The sequence below is a fragment of the Metabacillus rhizolycopersici genome, from assembly GCF_020075705.1.
Genome location: NZ_JAIQUM010000006.1, coordinates 32306 through 48002, shown reverse-complemented (window position 1 = coordinate 48002; position 15697 = coordinate 32306). Strand labels below are relative to the sequence as shown.

Genomic DNA, 15697 nt, shown 5'->3' with positions numbered 1-15697 from the left:
AAAAAAAAAAAAAAAACAGAAGTTGATAAGCTGTCATCAACTTCTGTTTTTCCTTTAAAGCTTAGAAAACTCTTCAACAAGCTCGCTAAACCGGCTTAGAGCATTTTCAATTGGAGTTGGTGTTGTCAAATTTACTCCTGTCTTTTTTAACAATTCTAGTGGATAATCCGAACTACCACTCTTTAAAAATTTTAGATATGCATCTAATGTCTTTTGGTCGCCTTCCAAAATCTTAGTTGCTAGATGGATTGCTGAGGCAAAGCCAGTTGCATATTTGTAAACATAAAATGGTCGATAAAAATGAGGAATTCTTGACCATCCATATTTCACCTCGTCATCGAAGACAATTTCATCCCCATTATACTCTCTAAAGAGCGTCTCATATGTTTGATTAAACACATCAACATTTAAAGGCTGGCCATTTTCAGCCATTTCATGGATTTTCTGTTCAAATTCAGCAAACATCACCTGTGTAAAAAATGTCCCCTTAAATTGATCGATGAAATGGTTAAGAAGATGCTTCCGGACTTGTGAGTCTTGCTCATTGTTTAATAAATAATTAATTAATAGGACCTCATTGACTGTCGAAGCGACTTCTGCAACAAAAATACTATATCGCGCTGTAATTTGTGGTTGATGCTGCGAGCTTAGCTTACTGTGAACTCCATGGCCACATTCATGAACAAGTGTGAATAAGCTATCCAAATCATCCTGATGGTTTAAGAGGATAAATGGATGAACGCCGTACACTCCGAGATTGTATGCGCCTGATCGTTTACCAGGTGTTTCTCTCACATCAATGTAACGACCATTTTTAAATTCATGTAAAATCTCAATATACTCTTTCCCAAGTGGTGCAAGAGCCTTACACATAATATCAAAAGCCTCATCATAAGAAATGACTTGTTTTACACCACCTACGAGCGGAACACTCAAGTCATATTGATGAAGTTCATCCAGCTTCAGCTTTTCCTTACGAATCTGAGTGTATAGATGGAGTGGAGCAATATTTTTTTTCGTTGTGAGGATCAGATTTTCATAAACCTCTTTTGGAACCTGATCACCAAATAACGCTTTTTCTAGGCTTGAGGGATATTGACGAATTCTAGCTAGTGTCACATTATTTTTAATGGCTGCTGAAAGTGTCGAAGCAATCGAATTTTTTAATTGGACGTATGGCTGATAATAGGCTTTATACGCTTCCTTTCGCTTTTCACGATCCTCGTCCTCAATCAATTTTGCATACATTCCTCTTGTAAGCTCAACAGCTTCACCATTTTTACCAGTAACTTCCCCAAACTTAATATCAGCATTATTCAACATACCGAAAGTTTGACTTGGTACCGAGAGCGCCTCACCTAATTGAGAGAGAACCCCCTCTTGCTCCTTACTTAACACATGTTGCTTGTATCGAAAAGAGTCGAATAAATCCTCCTCAAAATAAGCTAATCGTTCTTCTGTTGATATGTACCCTTTTAACGTATCCTCATCCAAGCTCAGTAAATATGGCATGAAGAAGGAGGTAGCAGAACTAACCTTTACACTAAGCTGTTTTGCACGATCTAATAATGACTGCGCGGTCGTTTCTCGTGTATCCTCATCAACATATAACATCGCATAGGCATACAATTTGTTGAATAAAAAGGATAACTCTTCTCTTTGTTTCAAATAGTGATACAAGGATTGGCCATCATGAATTTCCCCATCAAATCCCTTTAGGTCATTCGCTATTTTTTCAATTTCCAGATAGTCCTCATCCCATTTGCTTTGTTCAGAATATAAATCAGTCAAATCCCATTTTTCGTGTAATGGTACTTCGGCTCTCGTCTTGTATGTTGTCATCTCAAAACTCCTTTTCCAATCGATTGATTTTCATGATTCTCTCTCAACTAGCATTAACTATTTATTCTAGCTCACTTATCACATCCCCTTTTAAAACATACGTTCTATATGAATTATACTAATTGATCTCGAAACTTTCTATCGTTACCTATTTTTTAACACCTTTGCTAAAAAGAAAATAGAGCAGGGAAGCCTTGAAAAAGGTGCACCCTACTCTATTCTTTACCTTATATTTATGTTGTTACATCCTTTTATAATACCTTATGTCGGTCATCGTCACTAGCTTCTTCATTCTCAAGCTCCGCTTCAATGTGAGAGGTAGCTGAGGACTCACTCATGCGCCAGTAAACAAGGAAACTAACTGCAATACAAGCAGCTACATAGAAATAAAAGAGCGACTCAGCGCCAATATTCTTGAGCCATAACGCGACGAACTCCGCCGTACCACCAAACACGGCCACAGTAAGAGCATAGGGGAATCCTACGCCAAGGGCACGGATTGCTGTCGGGAAAAGCTCAGCCTTCACGATCGCATTAATAGACGTATAACCAGTAACAATGATCAGACCTGCCAGCATGAGCAGGAAAGCAGCGATAGGACTCTTCGTCTGCTCCATAATCAAAAATAGTGGTACCGTCAGCACCATTCCCAAAATACCGAAACTCATTAATAAAGGACGTCGTCCGATTTTGTCAGACAGCATACCAGCGAGAGGCTGAAGAACAATGAATACGAGCAGGGCACTGAAATTGATCCAGCTGACGATTTCCTTAGGAAGACCTACAGTATTCACCATGAACTTCTGTAAATAGGTTGTGTATGTATAAAAAGCAACAGTACCACCGAGTGTTAGACCGACCACTGTTAGCACCGCTTTAGGATGCTGCATCAAAGCTCGAAGGGTTCCAGCACTCTCACGGCTTTCAGAATCCATTTTTGAGAACTGTTCGGATTCGTCCATTGTGCGGCGCAGCCACAGCACAGCTAATGCTCCTAGCGCTCCGATGACAAAAGGAATGCGCCAGCCCCAGGACATCATAGCAGCTTCACTGAGTATTTGTTGAAGAATAATCTGAACAGCCAATGCAATCAGCTGTCCGCCAATTAGTGTAACATACTGAAAGCTTGAATAAAATCCGCGGCGACCGCTGCTGGCCATCTCAGACAAGTACGTTGCCGAGGTTCCATACTCGCCACCTAATGACAACCCTTGAAGTAAGCGTGCCAGAACGAGAAGAATAGGCGCCAGAATGCCAATTTGATCATAACCTGGGATACAAGCTATGATGAGAGAGCCACTGGCCATAATCGTAATGGAAAGTGTAAGTGCAGCACGGCGACCATGACGATCAGCATAGCGTCCCATCAACAGACTCCCTAATGGGCGCATGAGGAATCCTGCAGCGAAGATTGCCGCCGTGTTAAGCAGTTGGCTAGTTGAATCTCCCTGAGGAAAAAACTGAGACGAGAAATACACTGCAAAAGCAGCATATACATACCAGTCGTAATATTCGATTAAATTTCCGACCGAACCTTTAAAAATGTTTCCTGTAATACGTCGCGTCTTTGCGCGATCTATAGATTGAGCCATAGTAAATCCCCCTTTTAAAATACTGATGTTAAAAGTACCTTTATTTTGCTCTTGTCATTACTCGATAATTCAATAACTACCGAACGTTCTTTTTCAAATGATATCGTTTATCCTTTCTTAAGACCGTTTAGAAGGTTTCGTCATTTGTTGATTGCGGTATAAAAAAATAATCAAGTTTAGGCATATTAATCGTTGTTTTCTTTTTATGAAAGGCAGGCTATGAAATCAAGCACAGCAATGACCGCTATTTATGCGTCTCTTCCTTTTCGTTTAGAACGCCTTTTTCTTTATAATATTTTTCTGCCCCAGGGTGTAGTGGCACTGGTAGGTTTTGTATGGCTTTTTCTAGTTGGATGTTCTTAGCTGAGCTATGTGCATTGCGAAGATTTTCCAGATGATTAAATAATGTTTTTGTCAGTTCATATACTTCTTCTTCCAGCATCTCTTCATTTGTAATCAGAAGATTATTCACCATAACCGTTTCCCGATTCTCTTTTACACCTTTATACGTGTTAGCTGGAATGATTCCACTATCAAAAGCGGAATCATTTTTCTTTAATTTCTCTGTCAGTTCTTTCGGTACCTGAATCATTTCAACTTCGTTGGTTGCTGCTAATTCCATAATTCCCAAATTGGGATAACCTGAGGAAAGAAAGGCTACGTCTATTGTACCGTTTTTAATCCCTTCGATTCCTTCTGCAAAAGATAGATAGTTCACGTTCAGATCGGCATATGTAATACCGGCCGCATTCAAAATATGCTTGGCCATCATTTCTGTGCCGCTAGCCATCTCTCCGATTGCAATGCTTTTCCCCTTCAAGTCCTGTAGTGTCTGAATTTTTGCCGACTTAAGTGCTACAATCTGCATATAGTTTGGATATAGCGAAGCAACCGCTCTTACATTCGATAGCGCTCCATCTTTAGCGAAGTTTCCTTCTCCGTTGTAAGCGTCTGCAACAGCGACAACAACCGCAAATCCCAGCTCCGCTTGATTCTGTGAAATTTTGTTGATATTTTCTTCAGAAGCCCCAGTTGTTTGCACGCTTGCCTTGGCATCTAGCTTCTCTCCATAAATTTGGGCCAGAGCCTGACCAAGTTGGAAGTAAACGCCAGATGTTCCTCCTGTCAAAATCGTGACTGGTTTTCCAGCAAGTTCTCCATGGGTCTGCGCTTCAGACTTGGAATCTTTTGCACTCTCTTCATCAGAAGAGGCTTGATTTCTACATGCCACGTTCATAATAAGCAATAAACATAATACAAATGCCAAGCTTGTATATTTTTTCATATCCTCACCCCTATTTTCACTTTCATAAGAGCTTACACTATTAATATGCAAATTTCGTGCCATTAAAAAATCATCATAATAACGAAAGAAATCGCTGGACAAGCGGCAAAAAATGCCGGGTAGTAACGGCAAATTTTTCCCCACCCGGCATTTATTTCCCTCTATTATTAATCTTGACGGTATAGATTCAGTTTATTACGGAGATTTCGTTCGCTAATCCCAAGCATATTGGCGGTTTTCCTCCTATTTCCCTCACATTGTAAAAGCACAGACTCGATAATCAACCGCTCTGCTTCCTTCATAGTAGAGTTGATCGGAATTTCAATGACCTTCTTCTCACAAACGAACTCAGCAGGTATTAACGAGGAATCTTCCTGCTCATTTTGTATGGCAATTGGCAAGTCCTGCTCCAAGATAATGCTGCCTTTAGCCATCGCAACAGCATATTCAAGAATATTGCCTAGCTGCCTAATATTCCCCGGATAGTCATAGGTCTGCAACTTTTTATATGCTTCTTGCGAAAGGGAAGGAAGTGGTTTTTGCATTTCTTCCGCATATTTATTTAGGAAATACGGAATGAGCAGTGCTAAATCTTCTTTCCGTTCACGGAGCGACGGTAATTCAATCGGAATGACATTCAAGCGAAAATATAAGTCTTCACGGAAAGAGCCCTCTTCTACCATGCGCAGTAGCTCTTTATTTGTCGCGCTAATAATACGAACATCAACCTTTTTCTCTTCCGTTGAACCAAGTGGTGTTATTTCTTTTTCCTGCAAAATACGAAGCATTTTCGCCTGCAAGGAAGGAGGCATCTCTCCAATCTCATCTAGAAAGAGCGTTCCTCCGTCAGCGGCAGCAATTTTGCCAATTTGGTTACGCACTGCCCCTGTAAAAGCGCCTTTTGCAAAACCAAACAGCTCACTTTCCAAAAGGGCCTCTGGAATGGCGGCGCAATTAACAGAGATAAACGGTCCGTTTGCTCTCTTTCCCTGCCTATGGATTCCTCGTGCTACAAGCTCTTTCCCTGTTCCACTTTCACCGAACACGAGCACACTTGAATCAATATCTTTCACTTTATCAATGATCGAAAAAACTTGCCTCATAACTTGGCTTTTGCCGATCATTTGATCATATCCTTTTATTTTCTCAATCGTTTCGTTTAATTGACGAATTTTGTTATGAAGCTCCTGATGCTCCAATGTTTTTTGGATTAAAATATGTAACTCATCGATATCAAGTGGTTTTGTGATGTAATGATAGGCGCCCCGCTTCATCGCTTCAACCGAAGACTCAATTGTGCCATAGGCAGTCATCATAATAATGGATGTTTGCGGCTGGATTTCTTTCATTTTAGTCAATACTTCCAGCCCGTTATATTCACCGAGTCTCCAGTCCAGCAAAATAACATCTATTCGCTGTTTACTAAGAAGCTCATAGGCTTCTGGTATATGTGTGGTGGCGGTCACGTCATAGTCGGTTTCTAAGGCAAAACGAAGAGATGAACCGATAGCGGGTTCATCATCAACAATTAGTACAGCTGGATTCATGTTCATGACCCTCCTTTTCTTTCGTGATAGGTAAAGTGAGAATGAAAGTTGTCCCATCCCCTATTTTCGTTTCGATATTAATTTCCCCGTTATTCTCCTGAATCCATTGGTAGCATAACGCTAGACCAAGACCCACGCCTTGTTTTTTCGTTGTATAAAACGGTTCTAAAATATGCGGAAGCTCCTCCTCCTCGATACCACTACCTGTATCAGTGACACGGATAAAGCCCGTTCCATTTTCTGTTTCAGCCTGAATGAGCAGCTTTTTTTGAGCACTGACTTCCATTGCATCAAGCGCATTTAAAATCAAATTCAGCATGACTTGCTTTATCTGATTAGGATCACTATACAACTGCATACTAGGCTCGATTTCCAAGCATAGGCTAACTCCCTGTTTTTTCAATGTAGGCTCGATGATAGTCACGAGGGAGTGGATAAACGACTCTACATCAAAAGATGCTTTTTGCGGATATTTAGGACGTGCATAATCAAGTAAACTCTCCACAATACGATTCATTCTTTTGAGCTCTTCCGGTACATGCTTAAGCATTTCTTTCCGAAAAGCTGGATCCTCATATTTCCTCGGCAGCAAATCAATAAAAGCTTTTACTGATGTAAGTGGGTTACGAACCTCATGTGCTACCCCCGCAACAAGCTGCCCAAGAGCCCGCATCTTTTCCTGAGTTGCCAGCTTTTTCTCAAGCATACGCTCTTCAGAACGATCCGCAAGCGTCATTAAATATCCGTTCGTTTGATCCTGATCCTCATGAAGTGGAATCACTCGAGAGATGACAAAGCGAGATTCGCCATCTTGTTTATATTCAATCTCTTCCATAAATCGAAACGGCCCACTTTTTTTCTTCTTTGCTGTTTCATACGTTTGAAAAATTTGACGCATAAGCGGGTGATGCTGAATGTCTGCTGTTTGAATAGACTGTACCTCTGTAAGACAAAGCATTTCCTTCGCCCGCTCGTTCAGGCTTGTCAGATGAAGGTGATCATCAAAGGTAAGAATCCCGTAGTACATATGGTTAATAATTTGCGTCTTAAAAGCATGAACCCGCGAAGTCTCCCGTTGCTGAGCCGCGAGCTCCCTGTTTGCATCAGCAAGAGCAAATGTCCGCTTTTCTACTTCCTTCTTCAATCGCTTATTCCAACTATAAATGACTACTAAGCTAGCAAACGTCAATCCAACCGCAACAAGAAGCACGATAATCCAATTGCGCATTTCCCTCAACCTCTCTTCAGAAGAAGGAGCAAACCACTTCGTGTATAAGCTTTGATATTCACCGCTTGCCTGCATACTAGCAAACGAATCATTGATCATTGCGAGGAGCTCTGTATCCTCTGGTTGAGTTGCCACCACGAACTCCGAAGGTACTCCTAATTCATCAAGCACAGTATATTGACCTTTGTTCTGTGATTGCTCAAGATAGAACTCAGCTGTCCACTTATTAGAAAGATAAGCATCAGCCCGTCCTAAAAACAAAAGATGAAGCGCATCCTCAGGGTTCAGCGCCACTTGAAATTCAATGCGTCTTACATTCATTAGCAACTCAAAGGAAGCAGGATCCTCTCGCAGTGCTACTGTTTTGCCTCGTAAGTCAGTTAAAGATGTAACGGAAGATTTCAAGTGATTTGGAATAATAACAACGTCTGTCATTGTAAAATACGGCTCAGAAAACTGAAAAATTCGATTTTGCTCCGCAGAATATTTCAATCCCATAATGGCGTTGATTTCTCCCTCTTGGAGTGCACGTGTCGCTTGGTAAAGCTCCATCGGAATATATTCAAATTCTACATTTTCTTTTTCGGCAATAGCATCAAAAATATCGATGCTAAAGCCTGTGAACTCTCCGTTTTTATTGATATAAGAAAAAGGCGCAAGATGCTTTTCACCAGCGATGCGATACACCTTTTTCTCTCCTATAGAATCCGACTTCCCTACTGCCTGCTTCTCTCCCTCTGCAAAAGCAACGACAGGATGATAAGGAATAAGCAAAAGGATACATAGGAAAAAATAGAAGATACGTAATTGTACATACATAGAGTGAACCGATCCCCTCTTTAAAATGTTACCAATATTGCAAAGTTAGTCGATTTGTATTTGACATCACTTACGATTCCGTAGTTTTAAAAATTTGTTTAGGAATAGCTTGAAAAACTCGTAACTCGTTTTAAGGTACATTGTCTGAGACAAAAAAACACCTTATTCATTTTATTTTACCTGTTTTCTTCTTCATATTCTTTCTTAAATCTCGATTTTAGTATAGAAAAAAAGAACTTATCCAACCTAGTCTAGCCTTTTCAAACAAACAACAATTTAGCACACAAAGAGATTACCACGAGAGGATTCTCTTTGCGTGTATCAGAATTAAAGATGGCAGACATCTATTTTAGAAAAATTTATTAATTGATAGTGTAGAAAATATTGGTCATGAACAACAAAAATGACAAAAGCATGCGAGATGATCGTTTTATCGGTACGAATCTCTAAACAATATGGTATAGTATCGTTAGTACTAAATCTAATCTTATTTCATTTAACGGGAGGATAAGAGTTATTGTGACAAAAAGTAATAATGATTCAAGTAGAATAAAAATATTATGGAAGTTAACCCGCCCTCATACGTTAACAGCATCATTTGTACCTGTTTTAATTGGTACGATTTTATCGATGTTTTATGTAGATCTTCATTTCTGGCTGTTTATAGCTATGCTATTTTCATGCCTTTGGATTCAAATTGCAACGAATCTATTTAATGAATACTATGATTTTAAACGTGGATTGGATACGGAAGATTCTGTTGGGATTGGCGGAGCAATCGTACGTCACGGGATGAAACCGAAAACTGTTTTAATGATGGCATTAAGCTCCTATGGGATTGCTCTGGTACTAGGACTTTATATATGCATGAATAGTAGTTGGTGGTTGGCTTTGGTTGGTGTGATCGGAATGGCGATTGGGTACTTATATACAGGCGGACCTTTCCCTATTGCTTATACTCCATTTGGTGAACTGTTTTCTGGATTATGTATGGGATCCTTCTTTATTTTAATTTCATTTTTTATCCAAACGGGTACATTAAATGTTCAAAGCATACTTTTATCGATTCCGATTGCGATTCTTGTTGGTGCGATAAATTTATCTAATAATATTCGCGATATTGAAGAGGATATTAAAGGTGGTCGTAAGACATTAGCTATATTAGTTGGTTCAGAACGTGCTGTTTACATTTTAGGAGCAATGTTTATCATCGCTTATATATGGGTGCTTGGTTTAGTGATTTTCGGAACAATAAATCCTTGGATACTCCTTGTATTTTTAAGCATTCCTAAACCAATCCAAGCCATGAATGGGTTTTTAGGGCAAAAAATACCTGTAAAGACAATCATGGCAATGAAAGCCACTGCTCAAACAAACACCGTGTTTGGCTTATTATTATCACTCGGTTTACTTATTAGCTACGGCTTAAGATAAAGCGAGACATCTGTCAGTAGTATTATAGATTGTGTGATCGTTCCTTATTAGCTAAAAACCTTGGACTATCCCCTTTTTAGTCCAAGGTTTTATCGATTATTCTTTTTGAAAAATGAGTAATTGCTGTCCCCGGGTAATAAAATTGCAGAATTTCCTCATATGTCTTACCCGAATCTCCCATAATACTAGCTCCCCATTGACTCATTCCTACCCCATGACCGAACCCTTTTCCTTTCATCGTGTACATATCTCTATCATATTCGAGGGAATCAATAAGATAACTTTTGAACAGATTTCCACCAATCATTGGCCGTATCTTATTTAACTTGACATCGTTAAGATCTAGTTGCTCAAATAAAATCGTACCATCAATTAAACGATGCAAAAACTCAACCGTAATGGATCCCTTCTCCGTACGTTTTGAATCAAGTTGTTGCTTTGAAAGCTCAAATCGAGGAATGGCAATTATTTTAACATCACCAGGGTAACCATTTTCTTGCATCCAATTTTTCATAGCATGAATGATTTTTTCGTCCTTTTCCTTAGATTCCTCCCACCAATTCGGATTATTCCAATCGATCTCATCTAGATCTATTTGCGTTTTATGTATCGTATACTGCCATGGCTCAGTCGGGTCATATGGATCCCTTTTCACTGGAAAATACGACATTGCTTCCCCCCCCCATACATGAGCGTTATTCTCTGTGATGCCACCATTACTTGCTGAGTATAACGCATCAATGAGTTGATGTTGAAAGGTAATCACCTCGTTCGTTGTTTGTTCAACCGCTTTCGTCGTATTTTCATTCCAAGTAAATCCGCCATATACTTGATATTTTATTGTATCGTCCATTTCCTCGTTTAAATGAGAAAAGGCATAAGTGCGTGCTGCCAATGCCTGTGCTTTCAGTGTTTCAAGCCCCCAAGTAGGATAAACCTCAAAAGGGACTACCCCCTTTAAATAATCTTCTAATGGTAGCTGATTGATCGGACGGATGTACTTATTTTCTTCCAATTCAATTTCCATAGCACCTAAATAAGATCTCTTATTCATTGTAACACTATGATCAATATCATAGGTTTCAGGGATGAGAACAAGCGATCCATCAATCCTCTGCTTCATTCCTTCTCCACTCAAATACATCGTTCCTTTTTTAACTGATAAAGTATAATTCACTCCTTCTTTTAATAGTAGAGTTGGATCAAGGGTGGAATAAGCTCCTTCTAATTGAAGATCAATGTGGTCCGTTTCGCCGATGTAATTAACGAGTCTTATTTTGACCATTTCTTCAGCATTCGATTTTTCTGGAAAAATGGATAAAATGATGAACAAAAAACAACTTAGATAAAGGTATCTCATATACCTATCGTTCCGTGTAGCTTAGGCATTTATTCATTTGCGATTGGAATAACTTTAAAGAACTATTTTTATTCTCTTTACCATTTTGGTTATTATGTAAAATTACAATATCGAATTCAGAACCTACAGATAGAATAACCCCTTCATTTGCCGTTTTTTTAAAATCAGTTTTAATACCAAGGGAGTAGTCTGTCTAAAAATGGGGATTTCAAGTTCCTTATTTTGGGATTTTTTTGATAGTAACATGAACAAAGTTCTTTAAAAAGATTACAAATGGATTTGTTTTTTGACTAAATGCATGACCTTAGAGAAGGTATGAATAATTCACGTATACTTTTGTTAATTTGTCGTGGCTTCCCCTACTCACTTACAGCAATAGTCCCACCTATTACTGTAAATGAATTGATTTTTTCAATAACTTCATTTCAACGGTTTCCCTATCAATCCTTCTGGTTAGTAAACTCTTGTCAACATAAAGAGAAACACCTCCATAACGTTTAGATAACTAATACGATACAGGGGTGTTTTTTCTTTGACTCAATTTACAGGGTCACACTATTAAGTGTACCATTTCCGAAGGTGTTTTATATTGTGTCACTATTTTAGGTTAGTCCACTACCATTTTGTCTTCTTCCAGCTGTTTTTATTGAAATAAAGCTTCTACTGCTTTGTTTGGAAGGGCGATTTCTCCTCCAATAATATAATACATAGAAACGTAATCTGCGTATGCAGCTACCGTATCTTTCGTCGTTTGCTTTGCTTCAGACGGATTTGTTAGGATCAATGGGCTTCCATACACCGCTGCCAATGCAGATCCTGAAAGGGCATCCGGATAATTTTCACCGGTAGCAATGAATGGAGTCGACATGTCCAGAATGTCTGAGAAATAATCAATGACCATGCTGTTTGTCTCATAGCGAGTCTTTCCGCTTAGACGCTCATAATTAGGGAAGAGTTCAGCTGCTTTATTCGACACGGCTTGCTCTCCTCCAATGACATACGAAACCTCAATTGCACTTGATTTGACATAATCACGGATAGAATCAGGAACCTTATCTTTATTCGTTAATAGTATCGGCATCTCCAGAGTAGAAGCAATCGGTGCGATCGAAAGGGCATCTGCATACCCATTGCCGTTTGCAACCACTGCTCCAAACACTTCACCTAATTCTTCCGCAATTTTCACACTTGTTTCAAAGCGGTCTTTCCCGCTAATGCGTGTGATCGTTTTAATTCCAAGACTCTTAAGCTCTTTTTCTACGTTAGGTGTAATAACTGATGTACCGCCAATGACAACAACCTTAGACACGTTTAAGCGCTCAAGCTCTTCTTTCACAGTTGCAGGGACTTTATTTGTATCTGTCAGCAATAATGGTGCATTGTAACGGTATGCAAGCGGTGTTGCGCTTAATGCATCCGGATAATTATGTCCGGTTGCAAGAACTGCCACTTCTGATTCTTCCCAGCCATTTTTAGACAAGCTGACAGCTGTTTCAAAACGGTCTGAGCCTGCAATTCGTTCCATTGTGATTTCATTTGCCTTATTAATTGCCAAAATGGCTTGAGGAGCATTTAATCTTCCCCAGCCAGATACGTTGTCGTAGTCTGAAGCCGGCTCTTCATCGTAAGAGGCCCCATTCATTGAGTTGTCCTCTTCCTCGAGCTTAACATCCTGTGCAGATTTCGTCAGGATCTTTTCAACTTCCTTCGGTGTTAAATCAGGATTATGGGAAAGAATCAATCCTGCAACTGCAGCAACGTGCGGTGCTGCCATCGATGTTCCCGTCATATATGTGACATTACCGTCCGGCAATAAGCTTGGAATATCTGTACCAGGAGCTACAAGGTCAATTCCTCTTCCATAGTTTGAAAAATCGGATACGATATCCAAACGGTTAGTAGCACCTACAGCAGTCGCATATTTAGATGAAGCAGGATAGGAAACTTCCTCAAAGCCATCGTTCCCCGAAGCTGCAACTACAGTTACCCCGTGTTCATTTGCATATTTCAATGAATATTCAATCGTACGGCTATAAGGACCTCCAAGGCTGAGATTAATGACTTTTGCTCCATGATCAACTGCGTAAATAATACCAAAGGCAATCGATTCAGTATCACCGCTTCCGTTTGCATCCAGTACCTTGACCGGCAGGATTTTCGAATGGCTATTGATTCCTGCCATCGAGTAATGATTGTCAGCTTTAGCTGCGATAATTCCTGACACATGTGTCCCATGGCCATTGTCATCCATGGTGTCATTGTTATTAGCTATATAGTTGTAGCCCTTATCTGCTAGTACTTTTCCATTTAAATCAGCAAGTGTATGGTCTACCCCAGTATCCACAACTGCGATGACCGTATCATTAAGCTTTTTATCTTTCAGCAACTCCTGAAGTTCTTCATATTGAATATCGGCTCCTTCTTTACCGCCATCTCTACCTTCATTTTCTAGGGACCACTGGTAAGAAAATTGAGAATCTACTGTCAGAGATTTGTATTCCTGAACAGGCTCTACGAACTCAACCTCTGGTAGTTTTGAGATCTGACCCTTTACCATTTTAGAAGCAGAAGTATTGCTGTTCGTTTCAACAACATACGTGTTCGGCAGCGCGGTTGGCTTCACATCAAGCTTGTCTACCGACTGGATGCCGTATGATTTTATTTTGGATTGAATGGCACTCAATTTTTTGCCTTCCTTAAGTTTTACAATCAGTCGGCTGCTATCACTTGCTTTTGGCAGGGCAAGTCCTGCTTTTTTCAAAATTGCTTCGACAGTGGAATTGGTTAAATTCGAAATGCCAGTCTGCTTTCCTGTCTTCTCCATTTCCTTTTTTAAATAGGCAGGAACGGAATCAAGTGCAGATGCGTATAAACGATTAATCGCTTCCTGATCTTTAGAAGTAATTTTGTAGGTACTGACGCTTCCATTTTTAGCTACATCTGCAAATAGCGGCTTCAGTTGAACGAGATCTTGGTAAACCTGATCTTTAAGGGATTTACTTAAGACCATTTTTGCACTCAGGAAAGGAGCCATTTTGTAGTACATAGCAGTTATTTCTTTCCCTTTATCTGTTTTTGCAAGTACATCCTCGCGAATCGTTCTTAAATCTATTAAAATGTTTTTACCATTTTTTCTTTCCTTCGTACTCAGCTCAGCTGGGCATTCCTCTCCAATTACTCCATCAGAAGGCGGCAGCGTTACTCCGTCATAGCCAATTGTATAAACAGGTGCCGGTATTTCGCCCTCTTCTTCCAGAACAGGTGGTTCTTCTCCAGCAAAATGCTCAACCTTTATATAATAAGGGCCTTCCCAGCCAATTGGAAAATCGATCATAGCTTCTTCATTCTGGAATGAATATCCCATGTAACGCTCGAATGCAATATTATCCACTGCATTTTCCAGACTTGAGTACACTGTCACATTCATTTCCTGTTCAGATTGAAACTTTATACGGTAGTGCGTGAAATCTTCCATTTCTTTTTCTTTCAACTCAATTGTGTACCAGTGTACCTGTTCATTGCTTTCAAACTGACCTTGGACTGGTTTGGAAATTGTAAGTATTTTTTCTACTTCTGGTATATTCGCAGTTTGAGCTTCTGTCTGATAAGGCGTAAGCAGCCCGACCAAAAATGTAAACAAAACTACTAAAATAAACGTAAAGCGAATCGAACATTTTCTCATGTAGAACCTCCAATATGTAAATTAGCAAACCTTCTAACACTTTCTATTAAACCATAAATCTACGAAACTGGAAATTGTTTCTATCACCTGAATTATTCACAGATTTTCTGAAATAGGCAAATATCTCCTAATGAATAATTCAGGTGATAGTATACTTTTTGTTACTATATGATTTTAAAGTGCCTACTTCTGTTATATAACCTGAAAATGTATAATAATGGTGAAAAGAATAAAATTTATCATTTACAAAGGGAGCGAATAAATTTATGAAATTACAGTTAGCACTAGATCTTGTAAATATACCAGAAGCAATCGAAGTTGTGAAAGAAGTACAAGACCATATTGATGTTGTCGAAATCGGAACACCTGTTGTGATTAACGAAGGACTTCGCGCAGTTAACGAAGTAAAAAAAGCTTTCCCAAATTTAACAGTTCTTGCTGACTTAAAAATTATGGACGCCGCAGGTTATGAGGTTATGAAAGCAACTGAAGCTGGTGCAGATATCATTACAATTCTTGGCGCTGCAGAAGATGCTTCAATTAAAGGTGCAGTTGAAGAAGCTAAAAAACTAGGTAAACAAATTTTAGTGGATATGATCGCTGTAAAGGATCTTAAAGGCCGTGCTCAAGAATTAGACGCACTTGGCGTAGATTATATTTGTGTTCATACTGGATATGACTTACAAGCAGAAGGTCAAAACCCATTTGAAGCTCTACGTATCATTAAAAGTGTTGTAAAAAATGCAAAAACAGCAGTTGCTGGTGGAATCAAACTTGAAACACTTCCTGAAGTTATTCAAGCAAATCCTGACCTTGTCATTGTTGGCGGTGGTATTACGAGCAAAGAAGACAAAAAAGCTACTGCAGCTGAAATGCAAAAACTTATTAAAGAAGCGGTTACTGCGTAA

The 15697-nt window shown here is 39.4% G+C and carries 9 protein-coding genes; 2 read left to right on the top strand and 7 right to left on the bottom strand.

Annotation, left to right across the window (positions count from 1 at the left end):
* Positions 1-54: 54 nt before the first annotated feature.
* The 5 genes from pepF to K9V48_RS04270 form a co-directional block, all read right to left on the bottom strand.
* A complete protein-coding gene (gene pepF / locus K9V48_RS04290; protein ID WP_224137258.1) occupies positions 55-1842 on the bottom strand; it encodes an oligoendopeptidase F in 1788 nt (595 codons plus the stop codon).
* 251 nt (positions 1843-2093) lie between these two features.
* Positions 2094-3434, bottom strand: a complete 1341-nt coding sequence (locus K9V48_RS04285; RefSeq protein ID WP_224137257.1) for an MFS transporter — start codon at positions 3432-3434, stop codon at positions 2094-2096.
* Positions 3435-3678: 244 nt separating this feature from the next.
* Positions 3679-4863, bottom strand: a complete 1185-nt coding sequence (locus K9V48_RS04280) for a TAXI family TRAP transporter solute-binding subunit (RefSeq protein ID WP_224137255.1) — start codon at positions 4861-4863, stop codon at positions 3679-3681.
* A 23-nt stretch (positions 4864-4886) separates the two neighbouring features.
* A complete protein-coding gene (locus tag K9V48_RS04275; protein ID WP_224137253.1) occupies positions 4887-6266 on the bottom strand; it encodes a sigma-54-dependent transcriptional regulator in 1380 nt (459 codons plus the stop codon).
* Positions 6241-8313: a transporter substrate-binding domain-containing protein gene (locus tag K9V48_RS04270; protein WP_224137251.1), complete on the bottom strand. Its 2073-nt coding sequence runs from the start codon at positions 8311-8313 to the stop codon at positions 6241-6243. The genes K9V48_RS04275 and K9V48_RS04270 overlap by 26 nt, the downstream gene beginning before the upstream one ends.
* Before the next feature lie 507 nt (positions 8314-8820).
* Between K9V48_RS04270 and K9V48_RS04265 the strand changes: the two genes are divergently transcribed.
* Complete coding sequence (locus tag K9V48_RS04265) at positions 8821-9747, top strand: 1,4-dihydroxy-2-naphthoate polyprenyltransferase (protein ID WP_438803866.1); 927 nt, start codon at positions 8821-8823, stop codon at positions 9745-9747.
* Between the two features lie 76 nt (positions 9748-9823).
* Here the strand turns inward: K9V48_RS04265 and K9V48_RS04260 are convergent, their stop codons facing one another.
* Complete coding sequence (locus K9V48_RS04260; protein ID WP_224137248.1) at positions 9824-11107, bottom strand: SpoIID/LytB domain-containing protein; 1284 nt, start codon at positions 11105-11107, stop codon at positions 9824-9826.
* Between the two features lie 643 nt (positions 11108-11750).
* Positions 11751-14789 carry a cell wall-binding repeat-containing protein gene (locus K9V48_RS04255; RefSeq protein WP_224137246.1) on the bottom strand — a complete coding sequence of 1013 codons (3039 nt, stop codon included), beginning with the start codon at positions 14787-14789 and terminating at the stop codon, positions 11751-11753.
* Between the two features lie 266 nt (positions 14790-15055).
* Between K9V48_RS04255 and hxlA the strand changes: the two genes are divergently transcribed.
* Complete coding sequence (gene hxlA, locus K9V48_RS04250; protein WP_224137243.1) at positions 15056-15697, top strand: 3-hexulose-6-phosphate synthase; 642 nt, start codon at positions 15056-15058, stop codon at positions 15695-15697.